Annotated in this window: 24 protein-coding genes and 1 other annotated feature; of the genes, 10 read left to right on the top strand and 14 right to left on the bottom strand. The window is 36.8% G+C overall.

All coding sequences use genetic code 11. From position 1 onward, the window contains the following. Position 1: 1 nt before the first annotated feature. The 5 genes from mgtE to FH508_RS03560 all read right to left on the bottom strand — a co-directional run bounded on the left by mgtE (position 2) and on the right by FH508_RS03560 (position 4,419). Positions 2-1,378 carry a magnesium transporter gene (gene mgtE, locus FH508_RS03580; protein WP_173478073.1) on the bottom strand — a complete coding sequence of 459 codons (1,377 nt, stop codon included), beginning with the start codon at positions 1,376-1,378 and terminating at the stop codon, positions 2-4. 231 nt (positions 1,379-1,609) lie between these two features. After that, complete coding sequence (locus FH508_RS03575; RefSeq protein ID WP_228134374.1) at positions 1,610-2,518, bottom strand: RluA family pseudouridine synthase; 909 nt, start codon at positions 2,516-2,518, stop codon at positions 1,610-1,612. Further along, positions 2,511-3,305 carry an NAD kinase gene (locus FH508_RS03570; RefSeq protein WP_173478075.1) on the bottom strand — a complete coding sequence of 265 codons (795 nt, stop codon included), beginning with the start codon at positions 3,303-3,305 and terminating at the stop codon, positions 2,511-2,513. Before FH508_RS03570 ends, FH508_RS03575 begins: the two co-directional genes overlap by 8 nt. Next, a complete protein-coding gene (locus FH508_RS03565) occupies positions 3,302-3,973 on the bottom strand; it encodes a GTP diphosphokinase (protein WP_173478076.1) in 672 nt (223 codons plus the stop codon). Before FH508_RS03565 ends, FH508_RS03570 begins: the two co-directional genes overlap by 4 nt. A 62-nt stretch (positions 3,974-4,035) precedes the next feature. After that, positions 4,036-4,419 carry a UPF0738 family protein gene (locus tag FH508_RS03560; protein WP_173478077.1) on the bottom strand — a complete coding sequence of 128 codons (384 nt, stop codon included), beginning with the start codon at positions 4,417-4,419 and terminating at the stop codon, positions 4,036-4,038. 228 nt (positions 4,420-4,647) lie between these two features. Here FH508_RS03560 and FH508_RS03555 point away from each other — a divergent pair, with 228 nt between their 5' ends. The 4 genes from FH508_RS03555 to FH508_RS03540 all read left to right on the top strand — a co-directional run bounded on the left by FH508_RS03555 (position 4,648) and on the right by FH508_RS03540 (position 7,538). Next, the gene (locus FH508_RS03555; RefSeq protein WP_173478078.1) at positions 4,648-5,238 is read left to right on the top strand and encodes a CYTH domain-containing protein; all 591 of its coding nucleotides are present in this window, start codon (positions 4,648-4,650) and stop codon (positions 5,236-5,238) included. 46 nt (positions 5,239-5,284) lie between these two features. Then, on the top strand, positions 5,285-6,076 hold the full coding sequence (locus tag FH508_RS03550; RefSeq protein ID WP_228134373.1) for a lytic transglycosylase domain-containing protein: 792 nt from the start codon (positions 5,285-5,287) through the stop codon (positions 6,074-6,076). A 252-nt stretch (positions 6,077-6,328) separates the two neighbouring features. Next, positions 6,329-6,736 (top strand): globin domain-containing protein, encoded by a 408-nt coding sequence (locus tag FH508_RS03545; protein ID WP_173478079.1) that lies wholly within the window; start codon positions 6,329-6,331, stop codon positions 6,734-6,736. After that, complete coding sequence (locus FH508_RS03540) at positions 6,729-7,538, top strand: ClpXP adapter SpxH family protein (RefSeq protein ID WP_173478080.1); 810 nt, start codon at positions 6,729-6,731, stop codon at positions 7,536-7,538. Before FH508_RS03545 ends, FH508_RS03540 begins: the two co-directional genes overlap by 8 nt. Before the next feature lie 599 nt (positions 7,539-8,137). Here the strand turns inward: FH508_RS03540 and pepF are convergent. From pepF to spxA, 4 genes are all read right to left on the bottom strand, one after another. Beyond that, complete coding sequence (gene pepF, locus FH508_RS03535; protein WP_173478081.1) at positions 8,138-9,955, bottom strand: oligoendopeptidase F; 1,818 nt, start codon at positions 9,953-9,955, stop codon at positions 8,138-8,140. 94 nt (positions 9,956-10,049) lie between these two features. Further along, complete coding sequence (locus FH508_RS03530; protein ID WP_173478082.1) at positions 10,050-11,174, bottom strand: competence protein CoiA; 1,125 nt, start codon at positions 11,172-11,174, stop codon at positions 10,050-10,052. Between the two features lie 169 nt (positions 11,175-11,343). Next, positions 11,344-12,012, bottom strand: a complete 669-nt coding sequence (mecA, locus tag FH508_RS03525) for an adaptor protein MecA (RefSeq protein WP_173478083.1) — start codon at positions 12,010-12,012, stop codon at positions 11,344-11,346. Between the two features lie 438 nt (positions 12,013-12,450). Continuing rightward, a complete protein-coding gene (gene spxA, locus FH508_RS03520; protein WP_024362527.1) occupies positions 12,451-12,846 on the bottom strand; it encodes a transcriptional regulator SpxA in 396 nt (131 codons plus the stop codon). A 492-nt stretch (positions 12,847-13,338) separates the two neighbouring features. After that, positions 13,339-13,570, top strand: a binding site (T-box leader). 63 nt (positions 13,571-13,633) lie between these two features. Between spxA and trpS the strand changes: the two genes are divergently transcribed. Then, positions 13,634-14,623 carry a tryptophan--tRNA ligase gene (trpS, locus tag FH508_RS03515; RefSeq protein ID WP_173478084.1) on the top strand — a complete coding sequence of 330 codons (990 nt, stop codon included), beginning with the start codon at positions 13,634-13,636 and terminating at the stop codon, positions 14,621-14,623. 15 nt (positions 14,624-14,638) lie between these two features. Next, positions 14,639-14,953 (top strand): hypothetical protein, encoded by a 315-nt coding sequence (locus tag FH508_RS03510; protein WP_173478085.1) that lies wholly within the window; start codon positions 14,639-14,641, stop codon positions 14,951-14,953. Between the two features lie 305 nt (positions 14,954-15,258). Here the strand turns inward: FH508_RS03510 and fabF are convergent, their stop codons facing one another. Continuing rightward, positions 15,259-16,500 (bottom strand): beta-ketoacyl-ACP synthase II, encoded by a 1,242-nt coding sequence (gene fabF, locus FH508_RS03505; RefSeq protein WP_173478086.1) that lies wholly within the window; start codon positions 16,498-16,500, stop codon positions 15,259-15,261. Between the two features lie 30 nt (positions 16,501-16,530). Further along, positions 16,531-17,469, bottom strand: a complete 939-nt coding sequence (locus FH508_RS03500) for a beta-ketoacyl-ACP synthase III (protein ID WP_173478087.1) — start codon at positions 17,467-17,469, stop codon at positions 16,531-16,533. Positions 17,470-17,846: 377 nt separating this feature from the next. On the opposite strand from FH508_RS03500, the gene FH508_RS03495 reads away from it, so the two are divergent. Next, entirely contained in the window at positions 17,847-18,041 is a 195-nt protein-coding gene (locus tag FH508_RS03495) for a YjzD family protein (protein WP_024362521.1), read from the top strand. A gap of 55 nt (positions 18,042-18,096) precedes the next feature. On the opposite strand, the gene FH508_RS03490 is transcribed toward FH508_RS03495, so the two are convergent. Continuing rightward, positions 18,097-20,223 carry an ATP-dependent Clp protease ATP-binding subunit gene (locus FH508_RS03490; RefSeq protein WP_173478088.1) on the bottom strand — a complete coding sequence of 709 codons (2,127 nt, stop codon included), beginning with the start codon at positions 20,221-20,223 and terminating at the stop codon, positions 18,097-18,099. A gap of 258 nt (positions 20,224-20,481) precedes the next feature. On the opposite strand from FH508_RS03490, the gene FH508_RS03485 reads away from it, so the two are divergent. Beyond that, positions 20,482-21,177, top strand: coding sequence for a Crp/Fnr family transcriptional regulator (locus FH508_RS03485; protein ID WP_228134372.1), 696 nt, complete (start codon positions 20,482-20,484; stop codon positions 21,175-21,177). 140 nt (positions 21,178-21,317) lie between these two features. On the opposite strand, the gene FH508_RS03480 is transcribed toward FH508_RS03485, so the two are convergent. Both FH508_RS03480 and FH508_RS03475 read right to left on the bottom strand, forming a co-directional pair. Beyond that, entirely contained in the window at positions 21,318-21,626 is a 309-nt protein-coding gene (locus tag FH508_RS03480) for a metal-sulfur cluster assembly factor (RefSeq protein WP_173478090.1), read from the bottom strand. A gap of 53 nt (positions 21,627-21,679) precedes the next feature. Beyond that, the gene (locus FH508_RS03475; protein WP_173478091.1) at positions 21,680-22,444 is read right to left on the bottom strand and encodes a serine aminopeptidase domain-containing protein; all 765 of its coding nucleotides are present in this window, start codon (positions 22,442-22,444) and stop codon (positions 21,680-21,682) included. 125 nt (positions 22,445-22,569) lie between these two features. On the opposite strand from FH508_RS03475, the gene FH508_RS03470 reads away from it, so the two are divergent. Both FH508_RS03470 and FH508_RS03465 read left to right on the top strand, forming a co-directional pair. Then, positions 22,570-23,379: a Cof-type HAD-IIB family hydrolase gene (locus tag FH508_RS03470; RefSeq protein ID WP_173478092.1), complete on the top strand. Its 810-nt coding sequence runs from the start codon at positions 22,570-22,572 to the stop codon at positions 23,377-23,379. 90 nt (positions 23,380-23,469) lie between these two features. After that, positions 23,470-24,327: a DegV family protein gene (locus tag FH508_RS03465; protein WP_173478093.1), complete on the top strand. Its 858-nt coding sequence runs from the start codon at positions 23,470-23,472 to the stop codon at positions 24,325-24,327. Positions 24,328-24,368: the final 41 nt, after the last annotated feature.

The raw sequence follows: 24,368 nt of genomic DNA, 5'->3' as shown, positions 1-24,368 counted from the left end.
CTTAGCCTATTTGACTTAAAAACATTGTCGCTAGTCCTAAATAAATTAAAATACTTGTAATATCGTTTAACGTAGTAATAAACGGACCCGATGCAACAGCAGGATCAATTTTCATGCGGTGCATTAATAATGGGATAAATGATCCAGCAAGCGTAGCCACTAAAATTGAACCACAAATAGCTGCCCCTACAAGCATGCCTAAAATTAATTCGTTTTTCCATATATATACAATACCAATAACGATAATACCACAAACAATACCAGTCAAAATTCCCGTACCAGCCTCTCGAAGTAGCAGTTTCATCTTGCTATGTTCTTCGACATCACCAGTAGCAATACCTCGAATGGCAACAGCCAACGCTTGTGTCCCACTATTCCCCGAAGTACCCGAGATAAGTGGAATAAAGACAGCTAGTAGTGCAACTTTATCGAGGGTATCTTCAAATTGGCCCATTAAATTTGCTGTTAGCATGCCTAAAAATAATAATACGACAAGCCATGGCAATCGTTTTTTCGCTGCTTGCCAAGGACTTGTATCAAATTTATCCATATCTGAAATACCCGCTAATTTAGAGTAATCCTCAGATGCTTCTTCATCAATAACATCGATAATATCATCGACTGTAATAATCCCCAAAAGTTCACCTTTATCATCAATAACAGGTGTCGCCAAGAAATTATAATCTTTCATAATTTGTGCTACTTCTTCTTGGTCATCCCCAACATGGACCATTACAACACGTTCATTCATAATGGAGCGAATAAGTGTATCTTCGTCAGCAATAATTAAATCACGAAGAGATATAACACCTGTAAGTCGATGCGCCTCATCCACAACGAAAATATAATAAATCGTTTCGGCATTCGGTGCCTCTTTACGTAATATCGCCATTGCCGAACGCACTGTAGAATTTTCAGGAATGGCCACGTATTCCGTTGTCATAATAGAACCAGCTGTATATTCATCATAGCTTAAAAGCTCATTAATCTCTCCAGCTGTTTCTTCATCCATCATGCCTAAGTAGCTTTCTCGTTGCTGAGTATCTAGTTCATTTAAGACGTCTGCGGCATCATCGGCATACATATGAGACAGCATTTCCGCACCATAGGCGGGATCCATCTCTGCTAAATATGCTTTATATTCATCATCATCTAATTCGATTGCCTCAAAAATGTCAGCCATTTCCGTCGGAGACAAGTACGAATAGATGATCTTTCGTATATCAGGCTCCACCTTTTCATAAAACGTTGCCTGATCATATGGATGAAGTTCTAAAAACTCATCACGGAATGCGGTAATATCATTGGTCTCGAGCATACCTCGTAAATGTGCTTCGTCAAATTGCACATCATCCTTTTCATTTCTTTCCTCTATCATGCTTGTCCCCTCCTTCCGAGCGTTGAATTCATTTCATTTTACATACATTGATGTAAATCTACCTTTTATATAATAGTGTGCATGTACTATTTGTGCAAACTCTTTTTTTAGGTAGCAACAACTTTCTACTATACTATACCCTACAATTGCTTATTTTTCTGTTAACATGCTATTAAGATAATTTTTTTTAGTAAAAATGATAAGGAGATGCCCGTTTTTGCGAACACCTCCTCAAGTATTTAATATTTGTAGCATATCATCCTTCAGCAGACTAGAGAAATAATGTTGCTCTTTTGTTAAAGGGTGCTGTAAACATAACGATACGCAATGTAACGCTTGCCGATCTATTAGATCGCGACTCCCTCCATATAAATCATCACCAACGAGCGGATGCCCCAAATAACTCATATGCACACGAATTTGGTGTGTTCGTCCTGTATGCAACTTTAAGCGGATATGCGTCATCGGCTCACCTTGAACAGAAAAACGCTGTAATACAGTTACATCTGTATGTGCATATTGTCCATCTTGTCGTACCTCACGCTCAATAATACTTGTTTCTTTGCGTCCAATAGGCGCTATGATAGACTGGCGATTTTGTGTTAAATGTCCATGTACAATTGCTTCATATTCCCGTGATACTTCACCAAAGCGTTGGGCTAAACCCATTAGATGATGAATATGCGCATGTTTTGCAATGCATAACAAGCCAGATGTATCCCGATCAAGTCTTGTCACAATATGAATGGTAGAAGCTAAATTCTGTTGTTCGAAATAGCCGCAAACATCATTCGCAATACTTTTTGTTGGATGCTCCCGAGATGGAATAGTACTTTGATGTGCTGGTTTATCGAGTACTAACAGCGCATCATCCTCATAAATAACAGCAAGCTCGCCATATTCAATGGCAAGCCCATCACTTTTCTCTTCTGGTGGGAATTTTACTTCTACTTGATCGCCTATACGGAGAGGGTAACGTACATTTTGTTCGTTACCATTCACCATCAATAAGCCCCCTTCAAATTTAATAGCTGTTAAGGCTCGTTTGGATATTTGCCATTCTGCTAAAGCTTCACGCAATAATTGGCCATCCTTCTCAGCTAGAAACTGAAGCGTAAATCGTCTATCGCTATTATTCATTGGCAACAAATGACTCATGCACACGTTCCCAGAATGGAAAAGGTCTAAAGCGAGCAAAGCGGACTCTTTCATTGGCGACATTAAAAGCAATGGATTTTACATCGCCTTGTGTAACTTGAATATGATCAACTGTCATATTAAAGTTTTGCTCATTGACAGGGCGTAACACACAGTGATGATGTGCTGGTAATATCAATGGCGAGCCAACTGTACGGAAAACACGATTATTTATAGAGGCTATTTCAGTAATTTGAAGTGCCGCTAATGTTGGATGAATAATCGCTCCTCCAAGTGCTTTGTTATAGGCTGTACTACCTGAAGGTGTGGAAACACAAAGGCCGTCGCCACGGAAACGCTCAAATTGATTGCCGTTTAATTCTACATCCATTACGAGCGTAACATCTGGTGATTTCACTGTCGCTTCATTTAACGCCAAATAAGTATTTGAATCTGTATTATGATGCTCCACTTTTACTTCCAGTAATGGATACTCCACAACATTAAAGTCCTTCTTGGCAATAGATAACACCAATTTCTCTAATTCCGAAGGCTTCCAATCTGCATAAAATCCTAAATGACCTGTATGAATACCGACAAATGCTACCTGATCTAGCAAATGTGAGTAGCGATGGAAGGCGTGTAATAATGTTCCGTCTCCGCCTATTGATACAACAATTTCAGGCGTCTCTTCATCATAGGTTAATCCAAAATCTTGTAAATATGTTTTTGCTAGCTCCATTAATTCATTTGATTGTGCATCTCTACGTGATTGAATGGAAAATTTCATTGTGAGTCACGCTCCTTCTCTGATAGTAAACTAGGATTCGATGCCTCTTTAAATTCACTAAAATAGGCCTGCGCTTCTTGGATTTCACTGCGAATCGATGACATTTCTTCATCCAACCGAAAGGCAGCCTCAGCAGCACTTTGCAGACGATTCTTTATTTCCTCTGGAAACATGCCTTTATATTTGTAATTTAGTGAATGTTCTATTGATGCCCAAAAATTCATAGCTAATGTACGAATTTGAATCTCAGCTAGCACTACCTTTTTTCCTTGTATGGTTTCAACGGGGTATTCTACAATCATATGATGTGATCGGTAACCACTTGGTTTACTATGGGTGATATAGTCACGCTCTTCAACAACACGCATATCCTTCCGCTGTCGAATTAGCTCTGTCACCGTCGAAATATCATCTACAAATTGGCACATAATACGAACACCTGCAATATCGCCAAGCTCGTCGCCAAGTTGTTTCGAAGGTTCAAAGGCTAGTCCTTTTTCTAAAGTTTTATCGTAAATGCTTGCCAGTGGCTTTACTCGTCCAGTGACAAATTCAATTGGTGAATTTGCATTGACAATGCCAAACTGGGAACGCATACCTTTTAATTTTATTTTTAACTCATCTACTGCTTGTTTATAAGGACTTAAAAAAATCTCCCATTGTCCCATCGCTAAAACCTCCCGACATTCGGTATCGAACAATCGCAATACCGTCTGTTCGTTTTGTCTCTTTATTCAGCGAGAACTGCCTTGAAGTGTTGTTCCACTGCCTGAACAAATTCTGCTCCGTAATTGTAATTTCCTTCAATATTATACACGAGCATTTCCAATTCATCGTAAAAATTTGTAAGTTCAATGACTTCCTCATCTATTTTTAACATTGGGTTTTGTTTAGCTTGTAAAATATGTACAAGATTCTCCCAACTAGTCAATGGAAAACGCAAATAATGATAGTCCTCTCCTGCATCTAGTAAATAAATAAAAGCAAAATCATCTGAGTCTGCAATTAATTGAGCAGCAGGCTTTAACTGTAAATTTTTATTATTGTCGTTTAAACTAAAATGAGGTTGCTGGTTTTCAAAATAAAATGATTCTATTGTATATATTTTACGCACATGTGGGTCCCCTTTTCGTCGTTCTCTTCCTCTTATTTTAGCATATGGGGTAAATAGTTGCAGTGTGTAATTGCAAAACTACAAGCAAACGCTTGTTAAAAATTAATTACCTCTTAGTGACATTATTTTCGAGCGTACTTGAAAGAGGTGACCTCCACTTTAACAAGTGTATATTTGGAGAAATTCTGCATAAACAAGGTAAAAACTAATAATAAAGGGTGAGCATAGATGGCACAACAACTTGAAATTGAATTTAAAAATGTGTTAACCAAACAACAATATGAACAATTACTAGAGGATTTCCAAATCAAAGAAAATGCTATTCATCGTCAAACAAATCATTATTTCGACACGCCTTCCAATGCTATTCGTAAATTGCAAAGTGGACTACGAATTCGAATAATAGACACTTATTACGAATGTACATTAAAAGAAAAATCTTCAAAACATGCCCATTTAGAGACGACAGACGTTTTAACTGCAACGCATGCTGAAAAAATGCTTGCTGGTCAAGGCTTTTATGCACCTGAAGTTGCAAAAAGACTGGCGCTACACAATATACCACTAGAGCAATTAGCTGTGTTCGGTTCCCTTACAACAGATCGTGTCGAAATCCCTTATAAAGACGGACTTCTTGTATTTGATCATTCTTTCTATTTGCAGTGTGACGATTATGAGGTAGAATATGAATCAAAAGATGAAATAAAAGGAAATGCAATCTTCGACGAATTTCTACAGCAATATGGTATAGAAAAACAAATTGCTGAAAAAAAAATCGCCCGATTTATGAAAGCACTTCAATCAATTAAGCAACAATAAATAAAGCAACTACAACTATAGTACAAACGAAAGGGTGACCAACTAATTGGATATCCAATCTTTAAGAACGATGCTTGAAATACAAGCACTGCAAACACTAGGTTCAACAGAAAATACTTCAGCTAATTCTTTCACAAATAGCAATTCATTATTTTCTGATATGATTGACGAAATGTTAGGTGATGCCACAACAACTAATAGTGCAAAATTATCTAGTTTGCTTGGCATGAGTTCTTCAAGCTCTGCAAATTTCATGGATCAGCTAAATAGTTTAACAGGTATGTCTGTCGGAACAACAAACAGCTCGCTGCAATCATTGCTTTATAATGGCTCTAATTCCGTGTATATACCTGCTTCGATTCAGGCTACGTTAGCAAAAATGCAATCCAGCACTAGCCTTGATTCCTATGTATCTGATGATGTAATTGGATCAACTGCCTATGCAAATTCACTTACTGGAGCAAATAAATACGCCGATATCATTGACAAGGCTTCGACTACTTATAATGTACCTGCCAAGCTTATCGCAGCCGTTATAAAGCAGGAGTCCAACTTTAATGCATTAGCTGTCAGCAATGCAGGAGCACAAGGCTTAATGCAATTAATGCCAAAGACAGCACAATTTTTAGGTGTAACGAATTCTTTTGATCCTGAACAAAATATTATGGCAGGCGCCAAATATTTACGTCAAATGCTCGATAAATTCGATAATGATCCAACACTTGCATTGGCAGCTTATAATGCTGGTGCTTCTCGTGTTACAAAATATAATGGAATTCCGCCATTCAAAGAAACACAGAATTATGTCAAAAAAGTGATGAATTACTACACTGTGTAAATCGCATAAAACCTGTAATTACGGTCTTTTTCAGCAAATTTCACCCACGTTGGTGAAATTTGTTCTTTTCTAGCGAAAACATTTTCAAAGTGCTCTTTGTTTGTGTAAACGAATGGACGTTGATAGAATGAAGGTAGTCACAAGATATTCACATTTTTCTATTCAACTTAGTATTAGATAAAATTGTAGATCAACATATTGATTTGCACTTTACGATATACTTCCTATAAAGAATAAAAGGAGCATTTACTTATGAGTCGAAAATACACTGTTCCTTATGAGGAGCTGGGCGCTGAAAAACTTTCTGAACTCATACATGCGTTCTATAAAAGAGTTGCACAGCATCCTGAACTTATACCAATCTTCCCAAAAGATTTGACAGAGACAGCACGTAAGCAAATTCAATTTCAAACACAGTATTTAGGTGGTCCAAATCTTTTTACTGAAGAGCACGGACATCCGATGATGCGTGCGCGTCATATGAATTTTCCAATTACACCCGATCGTGCACAAGCATGGCTAGAATGTATGGCCGAAGCAATGGATGAAGTTGGCTTGGAAGGGAAGTTCCGTGAAACTTATTACCATCGCTTAGTATTAACAGCTCATCACATGATTAATACACCTAATGACGATGAGGGGGAATTATTACGTGAATAATATTCAAATGTTGCAAGAACCAACACCGACGATTTCTACTGCTAATAAGCCAATTGAATTGTATATTTTCGTAGATCCACTTTGTCCTGAAGCTTTTAGTATGCAATCCATCATTCGCAAACTACAACTAGAATACAATCATTATTTTTCATGGCGTTTTGTCTTAAGCACAGAGCTTTCATCACTTAATTGTCTGAGCAAGCGTATGAAAGGTTGCGAATCTGGGATTGAGCTGGATATTAATCACCCTGTGTTACCCTCTATAGCGATAAAAGCAGCTGAATTACAGGGTAAACGTGCAGGCGCTCGCTACTTATCGAAATTACAGGAATATGTTGTATTGAACTACCAGGATGTAAATTCCTATGCAACGCTTTTAAAAATTGCAGAGGATGTCCAATTAGATATGAATGAATTTGTTGTAGACTTTGGTTCAAAAGAAGCCGCACGTGCCTTCCAATGCGATTTATATATAAAACGGGAAATGGAAGTAGATGAAGTACCGAGTATCGTATTTTTCAATGAATGCATTGAGGATGAAGGTTTAAAGGTAAGTGGCAGCTATTCCTATGAAGTTTATGAACATATTTTACAAGAGATGTTGAACGAGCAGCTGATACGTCAACCGTTACCAACCATTGAAGAATTGTTTTCAAAGTATCAAACACTTTCTACAAATGATATAGCTTTTATTTATTCATTAACAGAACAAGCAGCTGAGCGTGAATTAAAAAAACGGATGCTGCAACAAAAGATAGAACGGATTCAAACAGATTACGCTACACTATGGCGTATTAAATAATGCAATTATACTTTTATTCCAAAAGGTTAGGAACTCTCTGAGTATATGAGAGACCTATCCTTTTTTTTCATTTAGAAAACTGGTAATTAAATTAACGGATTTTCAAAGCCGTGCATCCAAAACATTATCGATAGACGAAAAATCGCATCGATAGTCTCAGCAATAAAACAACGCATCACTCGCATCATTAGTAAAAGAGATGCTTAATATTAAAACTACTAAAGGCACATAAACTACATGCTGATAGCAATAAAGACCTAAAATAAAAGAGACGCCTCTATCCTCGACAGATAGAGACGCCTCTTTTTCACAAAGGGGATGGGAGAAATGTTCACGTTCAAACAAAGGGGTGTATGTTTGTTTTGTGATTTATTTCACAAGATTCACTTTATCATGGAATAATAAATTAAGCAATGTATCCTGCTTTAGATTCACAAATTTGTCATATAGAAAGCGATTACAATAGAGTATTTTTACAAGATGGTACCTTTTTTTCATTTGTAAATCAAAGAAAATCATTATTAATTATTTTTTCCAAAATGTCCTTTTCTAATTAGCAGAAAAAAACGGCTGTAGTAATTTTACTACAGCCATACAAATTAATTATTCAACAATAACTTTTCTAGTTCATTTAATCGTTGTTCAAATACTTTACAAGCATCATCAATTGGTTTTGCTACATTCATATCAACACCTGCTGCTTTTAGCACATCTATTGGGAAGTCAGAGCAACCAGCTTTTAAGAAGTTATTAATATAACGTTCTACAGCAGGTTCACCTTCCTCCAAAATTTGCTTACTTAATGCCGTAGCGGCAGATTTGCCAGTAGCATATTGATATACGTAGTAATTGTAATAGAAATGTGGAATACGTGCCCATTCTAGACCGATTTCCTCATCAACTACGATTGCCTCTCCGAAATAGAGCTTATTTAAATTATAATATACTTCCGTTAAACGTTCCGCTGTTAATGATTCTCCATTTTTGTCCATCTGGTGTATCATATGCTCGAATTCGGCAAACATTGTTTGTCGGAAAACTGTACTACGGAACTTGTCTAACCAATGATTTAATAAATAAATTTTTTGCTGAGGATCTTCTATTGTTTTTAACAGATAATCATTCAATAATTCTTCATTACATGTAGAAGCTACTTCAGCCACAAAAATTGAATAATCTCCGTAGACATATGGCTGATTTTGACGTGTGTAATAACTGTGTACGCTATGTCCAAATTCATGGGCTAATGTAAATAAATTATCTACATTATCCTGCCAGTTCATAAGAATATACGGATTCGTACCGTAAGTACCAGATGAATAAGCACCACTCGTTTTCCCCTTGTTTTCCAACACATCCACCCAACGATTATCAAAACCACTTTGTACGATGCTTTGGTATTCTTCCCCAAGAGGTGCTAGCGCCTTCACTAAAATATCCTGCGCTTCCTCATATGGCACTTGCATGTCAACTTCCTGGACAAGTGGTGTAAACAAATCCCACATATGCAGTTCATCCACACCTAATAGCTTTTTACGTAAAGCAATATAACGCTGCATAGCTGGTAAATGCTTATGAATGGTCTCGACTAATTGATCGTAGACACTTTCTGGAATAAAGTTATTTGACATCGCAGCATGACGTGCAGAATCATAATGACGAATATTGGCACTGACATTATGTTTTTTTACATTGCCTGTTAATGTAGCCGCAAATGTATTTTTAAAATTACCATACGTTTCATACATCGCTTTAAATGCAGCTTCACGTACCGCTCTATTTTTACTTTCTAAAAACTTAATATAATTACCATGTGTCAGCTGGACTTCTTCCCCTTCTTCATTTTTCACTATAGGGAAAACTAAATCCGCATTGTTCAGCATACCAAACGTATTCGATGCGGTGCCTGTAACCTCTGCCATCTGTGCAAGTAATGCCTCTTGATCAGCAGGTAACACATGAGGACGAGTCATTGAAATTTCTTTCAATGATTGCTTATATAATTGTAAATCTTTATTTTCTGCTAAATAGCTTTCGATTGTCTCTTCACTTAATGATAAAATTTCAGGCGTTAAAAATGATAATGCCGTTGAAATATTAGTCGCTAACGTTTGAATACGCCCATACAAATCTTGATAAAAACTATTCGTTTTATCTTGATCATTACGCATATGTGCGTACGTATACAGTTTCATTGTACGCTGATAAATTTCATCGTAATATGTTAATACTGCTAATAAGGCATCTGAACCATTTTTTAAAGTACCTGCATAGCTAGGTGCTTTTTTTGCTAGTTCTGCGACCTTCTTAAACTCCTCTTCCCATAGTGCATCAGTGGCAAAAATATCTTCTAATCGCCAAGTTAACTCTACTGGTACTTCACTTCTCATTAATACTCGATTGCTGTTACTAGCCATGAGCCAGCCCCCTTTATATATGACTTTCCTTCTCCTAACATTTTCTCAATATATTGCGACAATTGCAAATAATAATCTACCTACCTTTTCCTCCTTATGAGGTTTTTATATGACAATACAAATGCTCATATACTTTTTCCAACATTCCCATACTGTCATCTTGTTGAAGGAAACTATGCCCTAACAGTTTTGCATAGTTTTCAATCACTTGCACTCTTATATTTGTTGGCTCTAGATTGAGAAGCGTTAGAAATAATTGAATATCCTCTTTCCACAGCACTGATGGTGGTAACTGCCGTTTCCTGCAAAAATCCAATAAAATGGCTTGCCATTCTATTGGAGAAATTGGAATAGCATTTGCATTTTTAACAGGTATGCCAATATAATTCGGCAATGCATTAAGTGAAAACCTCAATTCATAACAACTTCGTAAAAAAAGGTCCTGCACGCCTTTTTTACTGCGCATTAAACGTTGCTTTACATACTGTTGGCATAATCTTTTATACGTATGCCAGTAAATAATAAACGCTTCATACGTAATTAACTTTGGCTCATAAAATGGAAAGTGTTGTTTTTCAAGTGGGATATTTAGTACATACGCTATAAAAGTATGCCCGTGAACATGAAGAAGATTCGTCCAATAATTAAATTGAGCTGCATTCGCATCATATGTAACTAAATATGGCACATTGCTCGCTGAATAATTAATTACGTTTTGAAAGATAGGCGAAATTCTAATTTTTTGAATAGCATGCGTTTTATATTTGTTCTGCGGGGTTTGAAATAGCCATAACGCTTGGATGTGATTTTTCTCATAACCTTCTGTTCGTAATAGCCAGTTTTCGTTTGTTATCGCACTGCATTGATATTCCATTGCAATCGTTTGCTTTTTGCTTTGTAATAAAATATCTGGTCGTTGAGCTAATTTCGGTAAAAATGGCTCCAGCTCTACTGTATGCCCAAGCGATTTCAACCATTCGAATAATTGAATTTTTCCACGTAAATGAAGCTGTGATTCTCCTTCTGAAAATTGTCGATCACAAGACTGGCTAGCAATATGAGCAAAGTGTGGGATTTTCAGCTGACCGATTTTTAATTGAACAGGCTGCTGGCATTGAGGGCAAAAAAATTGTTGAAGCTGGCGATACTTTTGTAAGGCTTCTCTCGAATGTTGATATGAGATAAATAATTGCTGTTGCTCTGTATAGGCAATTAGCATAACCATCTTTCTCCTTTTTGCACTCATTGTAAATAAAGTTATTCTTTAAGCCAACTAATTATCTGCTTTTCTTTGAAATTTGATTTTTAGCACAAAAAAAGACTGTAGATTTACTCAAATTTCTGAGTATGTCTACAGTCTAATAGCTCCATCAGAAGCTTAAAAGATGTTAACTAAAATATTTTCGAACAGTTTCGAAGCAATTGTATTCCATAATTTTTTCGCCATATTCTTCAAGACGATGAATTGTGAAATTTGAAGGGCTTAAAAACTCTTTAATGACTGCATTTTTGTCATGACGATTTAAATCATCATCTGCGTTCCCAAAGTCTACTACTAAATAGTAACAACCTTCATATTTGAATAATGAGGAATCCACTAAATCATCAGTCATCCGTTTTGCAACGGGGATTAACTCATCTATATCTTTAAATTTATAAACATAAATGTCTGTATCCATAAATAACTCTGATTCATCCATGTCACCAAATTGAGTTAATTGACTAAGAAGATCCTCTCCTACTTCGTCGAATGGGGCAAACATACTTTTTTGTTCATCATAATGTGAATGACCATCTAATGTTTCACCGTCTTTTAAAATATGTGCACGTGTGACAATGATTTCTAAGCCTACTTCCGACGCATTGATATGAATCCAAATCGGACCCTCTACATCAAAATAATCTTCCGTATTCACTTCATCAATCATATCCCAAAAAAGTTGCTCACCCTTTGCTCGGTTGTACCAAATTTCTTCACGACTGTAGCCGCGATCCTCTATATCATTGTACGTAATAAAGAGCTTGAGTGTATTTTCATTTACACGTTCGATGTCCACTAGACCTCATCTCCCTTCACTGTCATTTGTCGAAAAACAGTATTATTCCATTAGTATGCTTTGATTCATTGTTTTTAACCTTCATACTCCCTTGTTTTTCAACCTTTGACCACACCACAGAAAAGTCATCGAGCAACTGTAATCATAAATTTTGTGTTCACAGTTGTCTCTAATTCTATTGTATGCTGTTCTTTCATAAAATGAAAAGGATATACACCATTTCAAAGAAGATATTTGAATTATTGAAATTGTAGTAAACTATTTTGATTAAATCAAGTTTAACATACTTTTAGGGAAATATATGACTTTTACCTATTAATTATTAGTTTTGTTTGAAGGTTTTTACATAAGTAAAACATAAAAAAATAGATGTCACAACATGCATGCTTCTGCATTTGTAACACCTAATACATTTAATCTATGCAATATAGGAGGATTTTAGTTCACCATGCGCTGTGCTTCTTGTAATTGATAAGCCCGAACCTTACGTGGTAAAAATCTTCGAATTTCATCTTCATTATAGCCTACTTGCAAGCGTTTCTCATCCAAAATTATTGGTCGTCGTAATAATCCTGGATATTCTTGAATTAGTTCATATAAGCGTTGTAACGGTAAGCTTTCAACATCTACATTTAATTTTTGAAATATTTTAGATCGAGTTGAAATGATTTCATCTGTTCCATCCTCCGTCATGCGTAAAATTTCTTTAATTTCACTAATGCTTAACGGTTCAGAAAAAATATTACGTTCTGTATATGGAATTTCATGCTCCTCTAACCATGCTTTCGCTTTACGACAAGACGTACAACTTGGTGATGTAAATAAAGTAACTATCATACTGACACATCCTTTCTCTTTGTTTTCGTTATCTATAGACCATTTTGTTAAATTAGAATTAATGTAATGTAAAACTACAGTTCCATTATACAGCACTCAGCTGTATTTGAATATAGTTCCAAGGAAAAAAAGAATGCATAGTAAATGACTTTGTTACAAAATATTCTGTCTTTTAATACTACCTTAAAGTGTCTAATTCCTTTGTATGTCCTACGAACTAATAATAATATTCCCATAAGCACGTCATTTTAAACATGAATATACGGAAACTAGTTGTTCTCAATTAAAAAATACAAACGAGAATAATGTCACTTAGACGTGTACAATCATGACGCAGCTTTCAAACTGCAGGTTGCTTTTTTTGACAAAACAAAAAAAGTTCAGTCTAAAGACTGAATTTGCAGACTTGCATTTAGATAAGTCTTTATACTATAATGTGGTGCAATAAGAAAAGCGCATTTGCGCTAAACATCTACATTTATAATGTAGTTAAAAACGCTGACGAAGAGTAGTACATATGCAATATACATGTATAGAGAGTCTGTGGTTGCTGGAAACAGATCATGTATGCATTTGGAATGGACTTCCGAGTTAGCTTTGTGAACGTACAAGTACACACTTGATACTTATTAGCAAAGCTCGTCTCTTCACGTTACGAAGCTAAGAGGCCTTTTTGGCAAGCAGGGTGGTACCGCGGATTCGAACATCATTCGTCCCTTCATTAGTTATTTCTAATGAGGACGCATGATGTTTTTTTATTTTCGAAACCGAGGAGGAACTTATTATGACAACAATTTTTTCAGGCGTACAGCCAACAGGTATTGTGACATTAGGAAATTATCTTGGTGCATTCAAGCAATTCCCAGCATTGCAGGAAGAAGGCAATGCTATATATTGTATCGTTGACCAACATGCTATTACGGTTGCTCAAGATCCAAAAGAGTTACGTCAAAACATTCGTAACTTAGCTGCTACTTATATCGCTACTGGTATTGACCCTCAAAAGTCTACATTATTCATTCAATCAGAAGTGCCTGCCCATGCTCAAGCTGGATGGATGCTACAATGTGTTGCTTCTATCGGTGAGCTAGAGCGTATGACACAATTCAAAGATAAATCTCATGGTAAAGAAACTGTTTCTGCAGCTCTTTTAACATATCCACCATTAATGGCTGCTGACATTTTATTATATAACACGAATATTGTTCCTGTAGGGGACGATCAAAAGCAACATATTGAGCTAACACGTGATCTTGCTGAGCGCTTTAATAAACGCTACGGTGACGTTTTAACTATCCCTGAAATTCAATTACCAAAAGCTGGAGCTCGTATTAAATCATTACAAGAGCCGACGAAAAAAATGAGCAAGTCCGACCCAAATACAAAAGCAACGATTAAACTTTTAGATACAGCAAAAGATATTGAGAAAAAAATCAAATCAGCCGTAACGGACTCAGATGGTATTGTAGCATTTGATGTTGAAAATAAACCAGGCGTTTCGAATTTACTAACGATTGAATCTGCTATTTCGGGTGTATCAATTGATGATTTAGTGAAAAAATATGAAGGTATCGGTTATGGCGGCTTTAAACAAAGTGTAGCTACAGCAGTTATCGACCACCTTACACCAATCCAAGAAAGATTTTATAACCTTGTAGAGTCTTCTGAATTAGATATCATTTTAGATGAAGGTGCAGAAAAGGCAAATGCTATTGCTAGCGCAACTTTAAAGCGTATGGAACAAGCTATGGGCTTAGGCCGCACACGTCGCTAAGAAAGGAATTAGCACATGTACTGTGAACATTGTAATAAACCAATCAAAGCGCTTTTGTTAGAAAGTGACTTTGGTGCTGATCCATTATGGTGTGGTCATTGTCGTACCAATTTAGAATTAGAACAACTTCCGTTAGAAGAGGCATTACAAGATGAGTTGACAACATGGATGTGTAAGTTTGGTGAATGGATTGATCTTGAAACAGATTCATTTATTGAAGGTATGGAATATTTAGCGAAAAATCATGATGAGCAAGGTGAAGACTTGGCCCAAAAAGTGGCAGTAGCATTAGCGATACCCGTTACATTTATACCTTATCTTTCAAATTAGCTGTTCGATCAACACCAAAATCAAGCACAACACTACAAAGTACAATACAGGCTCCTATTGCTATATAAAATTCTGTCGTATGCACAATAAATTTAAAGACAACCGACCAGGAATATCCAAGAGTCCTGTAATTTAAATATAAAATTAAATTGCCAATAGAAAGTATCATTAATCCATAGCTCATTAAAAATATAAAAAGACGAAACAAATAAACGGCATCCTTTCTATTTCTTCTTACTTTCTTTTCTATTCGCTAGCCTTAAAAAAAAGACGTCAGCCTTGTAAATTCGGCTGACGTTTTTTAATTATTCCTCAATTTTTTTAAATAATAGACTTGCGTTATGTCCACCAAAACCAAGGGAATTACTCATTGCATATTCGATATTGGCCTCACGAGCTTCATTCGGCACATAATCTAAATCACATTCTGGATCTGGCTCTGTTAAATTAATTGTTGGCGGTAAAATGCCCTCTTTTAATGCTAGTGCTGTAAAAATAGCTTCAACCCCACCAGCTGCACCTAATAAGTGACCTGTCATGGATTTAGTAGAACTCATCGCTAGTTTATAAGCATGTTCACCAAAAGCAGTTTTTACTGCTTGAGTTTCAAATAAATCATTGTATGGCGTACTTGTGCCATGCGCGTTAATATAGCCAACTTGTGAAGGGTCTACTCCACCGTCTTCTAATGCTTGAATCATCGCACGCGCTGCCCCTTCACCTTCTGGAGCTGGTGCAGTAATATGATGCGCATCGCCAGTTGAACCGTAACCAAGAACTTCCGCATAAATTTTTGCGCCACGCGCTTTTGCATGTTCGTATTCTTCTAAAATAACAATCCCTGCACCTTCACCAATAATAAAGCCATCACGGTTTTTATCGAATGGACGAGAAGCCGTTTGAGGATCTGTATTTAATGATAATGCTGTATTCGCACAGAAGCCAGCAACTGCCATCGTTACGATTGGTGATTCGGCCCCACCTGAAATCATAACATCTGCATCGCCACGTTCAATAACTTTAAATGCATCACCAATTGAATTCGTCCCTGATGCGCAAGCTGTTACTGAACAAGAATTGATACCTTTAGCTCCAAAGTGAATAGACACTTGACCAGAAGCCATGTCTGGAATCATCATTGGGATAAAGAATGGACTAACACGTCTTGCCCCACGCTCTTGGAACGTTAAAAACTGGTTTTCGTAAGTTTCCATCCCGCCGATACCAGAGCCAATCCATACGCCTGCACGTGGTGCTAACTCTTCATCGATTGTTAGCTGTGCATCTTCCATCGCCATAATAGACGCTGCTAGTGCATAATGCGTGAAACGGTCCATTTTGCGAGCTTCTTTACGTTCAATATACTTTTCAATATCGAAGTCTTTTACTTCAGCAGCGATTTTGGCAGCAAATAGATCTTTATTTAAGCGTGTTAATTCACCAACGCCTGATTTACCAGCCTTGATATTTGCCCATGTTTCTTCGATGCTATTCCCTAGTGGTGTAACAGCGCCAATTCCTGTAATTACTACTCGTCGTTTACTCATTGTCTTACTCCTCTCAAGCAATTTTCTATGTTATTTTCCCCATCTCATTGCAACGGCACCCCATGTTAAGCCACCGCCAAAACCGACAAGTACTAATAAATCATCATCTTTTATTTTACCTGCTTCAAGCTCTTCAACTAAAGAAATACCAATAGAAGCTGCTGATGTATTACCATATTTATGAATCGTTTTAGACATTTTTTCTGCTGGTAATGCTAAACGTTCACGTGCTGATTCCATAATACGAATGTTCGCTTGATGTGGAATTAAAAAATCAACATCCTCTTTTGTTAAACCAGCTTTATCTAATACATTCACTGCTGATTCACCCATTTGACGTACAGCAAACTTAAATACTTCACGACCGTTCATCGCAATTGTTTCCTGCTGTGTTAAATAAAGATGTTTACCGCCTGTGCCGTCTGCGCCAAGCTCAAATGATAAAATCCCTCTACCTTCTGAGACAGGCCCGACAATGGCAGCACTTGCTCCATCACCGAATAAGACTGCCGTATTACGATCTTCCCAATCAATGACTTTTGACAGCTTTTCAACACCTACTACTAAGACATATTTATAAGCGCTTGATTCTACGAATTGTTTTGCTGTCACTAAGCTATATATAAATCCTGCGCAAGCTGCTGCTTGGTCCATCGCTGCTGCATTTACAGCTCCAATTTGCTCTTGAACCATACATGCTACACTTGGAAATGTTTGATCTTGTGTTACAGTTGCTACAAGTATTAATCCTATTTCTTCAGGTGTAATACCTGCTTTTGCAATAGCATCTTTCGCAGCTGCAACTGCTAAATCTGAAGTTTCTTGATTATCTGCAGCGAAATGACGTTCTTCAATTCCTGTACGAGTTCGAATCCATTCATCCGAAGTGTCCATAATTTTTTCTAAGTCAAAATTCGTAACGACCTTTTCAGGAACGTATCTGCCTAAACCTAAAATACCTGCGTTCATATAGCAACCCCTCTGCTTTCTTACTATCAATTATTAGTAACTGGTCATAATTATAACTCATCATGAAGGAATGGTGCAAGGTGAATTAAAATTTAGTATACCATATTGAAGATAGTCGTCCCATCGACGGTAATAGTCCTACTATCGCCGAATGATGTCTCTTAATCACCGATAAAACTTCTGTTATCGTCATTAGAACTCGCTCCATCGCTGCTTAAACAATTCCGTTCTGTCAACAAGCTAAAATGTTGTGACAATATTGCCATAAATCACCGCTTGGAATGCGTCACTTTTTGATAAAAGGTTCTTTTTTTTTCGGCTTATGTTATGATATGATAATGTATATGTAATAAAAAAGTTCGGTTGAGGTGAAATTAATGCAATATATCGTAACGTTCATATGGTCATTCTTACTAGTTTCTATGTTAAACTACGTAGTAAGTGCTGTAATTGGAGTACCATTTGATTTCCAAACTGGTGCGATCCTTTCAGTTGTATTCTCTGTACTAATTTTTGTTATTGGCGCAATCATTCCAAACGAGCCAACACCAGAAGCTGCAGACCATCATTAATCAAAATCATAAAAAACCTGTCTCGCCTCATGCGAAACAGGTTTTTTTCTATTTATTATTTTTCAACTACACACTGGCCATTTTGCATTTTAATATGCAATGTTTCTCCTGGTAGCACTTCGCCACGCAGTAACTCCTTAGCAACTGCTGTTTCGATATACCGTTGCACAAAGCGTTTTAAAGGACGTGCACCAAACTGTGGATCTGCTCCATGTTCCACAACCCAATCAATTACGTCTTGATCAACATTTAACGTAATTTCCTGCTCAGCTACACGTTTTACAAGCTGCTCAACATATTTCCAAGCAATGGCTGTGAAATGTTCTTCAGATAACGCATGGAACATAATAATATCGTCCATTCGATTTAATAGCTCTGGCTTAAAGTGCTGGCGTAATGCCGCCATAACTAAATCCTCGACTCCAGCATCATCTTCTTGTGCTTCCATTAAATAGCTAGAGCCTATATTGGATGTTAAAATAATTACGGTATTTGTAAAGTTCACCATTCGTCCCTGACTATCTGTAATGCGACCATCATCTAAAATTTGCAATAAAATGTTCGCTACATCAGGATGAGCTTTTTCAATTTCATCAAGTAATACAACAGCATACGGATTACGACGAACGGCTTCCGTTAATTGTCCTCCTTCTTCATAGCCAATGTAGCCTGGAGGTGCACCAACGAGACGAGACACGCTATGTTTCTCCATATACTCACTCATATCAATACGAATAAAATGCTCCTCAGAATCGAACAGCTGGGCAGCAAGTGCCTTAGCGAGCTCTGTTTTACCTACACCCGTTGGCCCTAGGAATAAGAAACTACCAATTGGGCGATGTGGGTCTTTAATGCCTGCTCGTGCACGCCATACTGCTTCTGTAACAAGCTGAACTGCATTATCCTGCCCCACAACACGTTCATGTAATGTATCTTTTAAACGCAGTAATTTTTCACGTTCGCCTTCCACTAACTTCGTGACAGGAATACCAGTCCAACGAGATACAATTGAAGCAATCTCATCAGAAGTAACTTCCTCACGCAAAATACGTGTCTCACTACCTTTTTCTAAATGTTTTTCCATCTCTTGAAGCTCTTTTTCAAGGGCAGGAATTTTCCCATGTCGTAATTCAGCTGCTTTATTTAAATCATATTTACTTTCCGCTTCATCTAAATCACGACGATATTTATCAAGTAATTCACGTTTTTTCTGGATGCCTTGCAATGCTTCTTTCTCTGCTTCCCATTGTTTACGCATACCTTCTGATGAATCTTTAAGTTTTGTTAACTCTTCTTGTAATTGCTCCAGACGTTTTTTACTAGCTTCATCTTTTTCCTTACGTAATGCTTGTTCTTCAATCTCTAATTGCATTATTCGACGAGTCACCGCATCTAATTCTTGTGGCATTGAATCGATTTCTGTACGGATCATTGCGCATGCCTCATCAATTAAATCAATCGCTTTATCTGGTAAAAAACGCTCTGTAATATAGCGATTTGAAAGCTCAGCCGCCGCTACAATTGCCCGATCATGAATACGAACCGCATGATGCAGTTCAAAGCGTTCTTTTAAGCCACGTAATATAGAAACAGTATCTTCAATAGATGGTTCACGAACAAGCACTTGTTGGAAGCGACGTTCTAATGCGGGATCTTTTTCAATATACATACGATATTCATCTAGTGTAGTAGCACCTATACAGTGAAGCTCACCACGTGCAAGCATCGGTTTTAACATATTGCCAGCATCCATTGCTCCATCTGTTTTACCAGCACCAACAATCGTATGGATTTCATCGATAAATAAAATAATGCGCCCTTCAGATTCTTTCACTTCTTTTAATACGCCTTTTAATCGTTCTTCAAATTGACCACGATAACTTGCACCCGCTATTAATGCGCTCATATCAAGCTCGTACAATACACACTCTTTTAATCCTTCTGGAACATCACCTTTTACAATACGTTGTGCTAACCCTTCGACAATGGCTGTTTTACCTACCCCTGGTTCACCGATTAATACTGGGTTATTTTTCGTTTTACGTGTTAAAATTCGAATGACATTGCGAATTTCTTCATCACGTCCAATTACTGGGTCCATTTTGCCGTTTTTTACTTCTTCTACTAAGTTACGACCAAATTGCTCTAATGGTTTTTTATCATCAGTTTGTTGAAATTGCATTGTAGCACTCCTCTTCTCTTTTTATATCTTTACCCTAATTTAATTTCAATTAAAAGTTTGACCTTTTTTGACTAACTTTATTTTACAACAATCGACAAACCGTAGCAAAAAAAAAGCTCAAAAATTTTTTACTGAAAAATGGAAAATTACGTTATAATAGTGGTATGTTTCGTTGTTTTAGTATATCGAAATGATTATCGTCATCCTTTTGTAATACAGGTAATTTCTATTACAAAAAGAAAGAGATGTGTTTGATATATGGTACTAATGGATAATATCCAAGAGAAAATGCATGCACTTTTTCAAAACAATGGTGTTTTTATTAAAGTGAATAAAGATAGTAAAATTTTCTTAGAAGGGGAACGAGCTAAAGAGATTTATTATATTAAAACAGGTGCTATTTCGATTAGCCAGGAAACCGAGAGTGGCAAGGAATTAACAATTCGAATTTGCGGTCCTGATAGTATAATTGGTGAAGGCTCATTATTTTGTAACCTTACTTATTTTTCGATGACAGCTAAAGTTTTAGAAACTTCAACGTTGTATGTTTTAAGTCGTAAATCATTAGAGCATCTTTTAGTGGAGCAGCCACATTTAATGGTAGAGTATATGAAATGGTTGCAAACAGAAAATTTAAAATATCAAAGCCGACTACGTGATTTAGTGTTAAATGGTAAAAAAGGTGCTTTATTTTCAACATTAATTCGCCTTTCAAATACTTATGGCAAGCCATTAGAAAATGAGTCCATTTTTATCGATTTTCCATTAACGAATTCAGAAATTGCGAATTTATGTGCTACAAGTAGAGAAATGATTAACCGTATGTTGAATGATCTAAAAAAGCATCACATTCTATCCTTCGAAAAAGGTTATATTACAATTCTTGATTTACAATATTTAAAAAATGAAATTGCCTGTGAAAATTGCCCATTACAAATTTGCCGTATAGACTGATTTATTAACTATAGCGCGTCGTATGTAGGCCATTTGTGATTTCATTTTGTCTACTTAACAGTAAAAAATAAATAAAAAATCCCCGCTTACAGTTATGTGCAAGCAGGGATTTTTTATTCATCTCGTTAGAAGGCCAACTTCTAACGGACACCTAATGCCATTTTCGCATAGCGAGACATTTTATCTTTAGACCATGGTGGATTCCATACAATATTTACATTTGTACTTTTCACCTCTGGTAGTTCACTCATAGCTGTATTTACTTGGTCGACAATAACTGGTCCCATTGGACAGCCCATTGACGTTAGTGTCATTGTAACTGTCGCTAACCCCTCGTCATCTAAATCTACATCATATACTAAACCTAAGTTGACGATATCAATTCCAAGCTCAGGGTCGATTACGTTTTCTAATGCACTTAACATGCTGTCTTTCATATCTTGATCCATCTGTATTTCTCCTTTCGTCACAGTGTTAACTTAATCATAGCAGATGCTTCTTATTATGCCAAATGCTGTGCAAGCCAATCAGTTGCCGCTAGCATACCTGTACGTGTTACAGTATGACCAGCATGTTTATCTGCAATAAATTTTAAGTTGCTCGGATTTTCATCGTAGTATGCACGTAATGATAAATAAAAGTCATACGTATCATTAAAAGGAACGGTTTTATCATGCTCACCATGCCAAAAGAATACTGGGCGGCCAGCGAATTGTTCTGGTGTTAAACTGATATCATATTTTGCGAGAAGTTCGTTCGTTTTTTGTACTTCTTGTTCGGACATCGGAAATTTCACACCGCTTTTAGCCATTTGCTGCAATTGATAGGCACCTAATTTAATAAAACCTGGGCCACCCATACATATTGCTGCCGTTTGAATCCAATCATAACGTTTTAAACAACCAGATGTAACGATTGCACCCATCGAAGTGCCAGCCACACCAATTTTATTGTTAGCTAGTAATTGCTTATTCTTTAATTCTTTATATAATTGCTCTACTTCATGAATAGAATTTAAAACGATATCCCAAAAATGTAGATTCATTTGAGTCTCTGTTAATCCTTCACTGCGATCACCATGAAGTTTTGCATCTGGTAATAGGACACGCACCCCTTTATTTACTAACTGGTATGCATAATGTAAGTTATGTTCTTTTGCGCTCATAAAGCCGTGTAAGAAAATTACTACGGGGGTATTTTCATTCATATTATCTGTCGATATATGTAACAAAGGAATTTGTCCCCAAATTTCATTCTTTACTAACATTCTTGTCACTCCCAACTTTTGTCTAACCTTTTTTATGTTAGCAAACTTTTTTCAATGTGACAAAATTTTGACGTATGGATTACAAAGAGATACTATTCAAACATATAGGAAAGGGGCAACATGCAATGAAACCGCATTTAATCGTTTTGGATTTAGACGGTACGTTATTGACGGACCAACAACAAATTTCTTTAAAAACTAAAAAAACATTATTGCAGGCTAAGGAACAAGGGCATCAAGTGATGATTGCCACAGGTCGTCCTTACCGTGCAAGTGACATTTACTATCATGAGCTTGGTTTAACAACACCTATTGTTAATTTTAATGGTGCTTATGTCCACCATCCTAAAAATGCTGCTTGGCAAACAATGCATACACCGATTGACTTAAACGTTGTACGAGAGGTTGTCGATTCGGTAAATAGCTATGAATATGAAAATATTATCGCTGAAGTAAAAGATGACATATATGTGCATACAGAGGATGATCGGATACTAAACATTTTTAACATGGGTAATCCCAAAATTACGCTCGGTGATATTTCGACAAATCTATTAGTTAATCCAACGAGTCTACTAATTCAAGCTAACGAAACTAACTCAATGATTATACGTGACCATTTACAAGAAGTTCATGCGGAAGTGATTGAGCATCGTCGTTGGGGTGCTCCGCTTCACATTATTGAAATTGTGCGTCGTGGCTTAAATAAAGCTGTCGGAATTTCACATGTAGCTAAAGATTTAGGTATTCCGCGTGAGCGTATTATCGCCTTTGGTGATGAGGACAATGATCTAGAAATGATTGATTATGCTGGTATCGGCGTCGCTATGGGGAATGGAATCGCTAGCTTAAAAAACATTGCCAATGAAATTACAACGACGAATAACGATGATGGCATTGCTAAAATACTGATTGAGCGCTTAAAATTATCATAGATAAGTAGCTATTGCCATTTTTTCAGCCATTTAAAATTTGGACGAAGTATAGAATTACTAATAAATATAATTTTTTAGGAGGTTAAGATGATGAAAATTTATACTGATAGTGGATGTGACTTACCGAAATCTTACTACGAAGAGAATGATGTCATTCTACTTCCACTACGAGTACAAGTAAATAACAACGAATATGATGATGTCCTATCGATTGATTCTAAAGAAGTTTACGACGCTATCCGACAAGGCGCACATCCAAAAACTTCACAAGTTTCACCAGAACTTTTTTTAAAGCATTTTGAAGACCTTGCAAAAAGCGGAGAGCAAGGCATTTATATCGCCTTTTCATCTGAATTGTCAGGCACGTATAGTACAGCTGTAATGATTCGCAACCAAGTAATCGAGCAATATCCTACGTTAAAGCTAGCAATTATCGATTCAAAATGTGCCTCATTAGGTCATGGCTTAATCGTTCAAGAAGCCGTTCAACTACGTAAAACTGGTACACCGCTTGAGGAAATTGAAACAAAAGTCTCCTCACTCGCTTCACAGATGGAACATCTTTTTACAGTGGAAGATTTAGACTACCTTGCGAAAGGCGGTCGTGTTTCGAAGGCAAGTGCATTTCTTGGTGGGCTCCTTAGCATTAAGCCTATTTTAAATGTTGAGGATGGCAAACTTGTACCGATTGAAAAATCACGTGGTCGTAAAAAAGCGATTGCACGTATGTTAGATATTATGCAAGAACGCGGTGGTGATTTTTCTGACAAAATTGTTGGCATTAGTCACAGTGATGACGAGGCCTTCGCGAACGACGTAAAGGCATCGATACAGGAAAAATTCGCTCCAAAAGAAGTTCAAATAACAATGATTGGTTCAGTTATTGGTTCTCATGTTGGACCAGGTACGATTGCTATTTTCTTTACGAATAAGAGCTACCAAGCATAGCATAATGAGAACAGGACACAAGAGAAAAAGTGTTAGATTGA

This window comes from Lysinibacillus sp. CD3-6, assembly GCF_006351725.2.
Taxonomy (GTDB): domain Bacteria; phylum Bacillota; class Bacilli; order Bacillales_A; family Planococcaceae; genus Lysinibacillus.
Note: the sequence above shows the minus strand (reverse complement) of the source record. Positions and strands in the feature narration are given on the sequence as shown.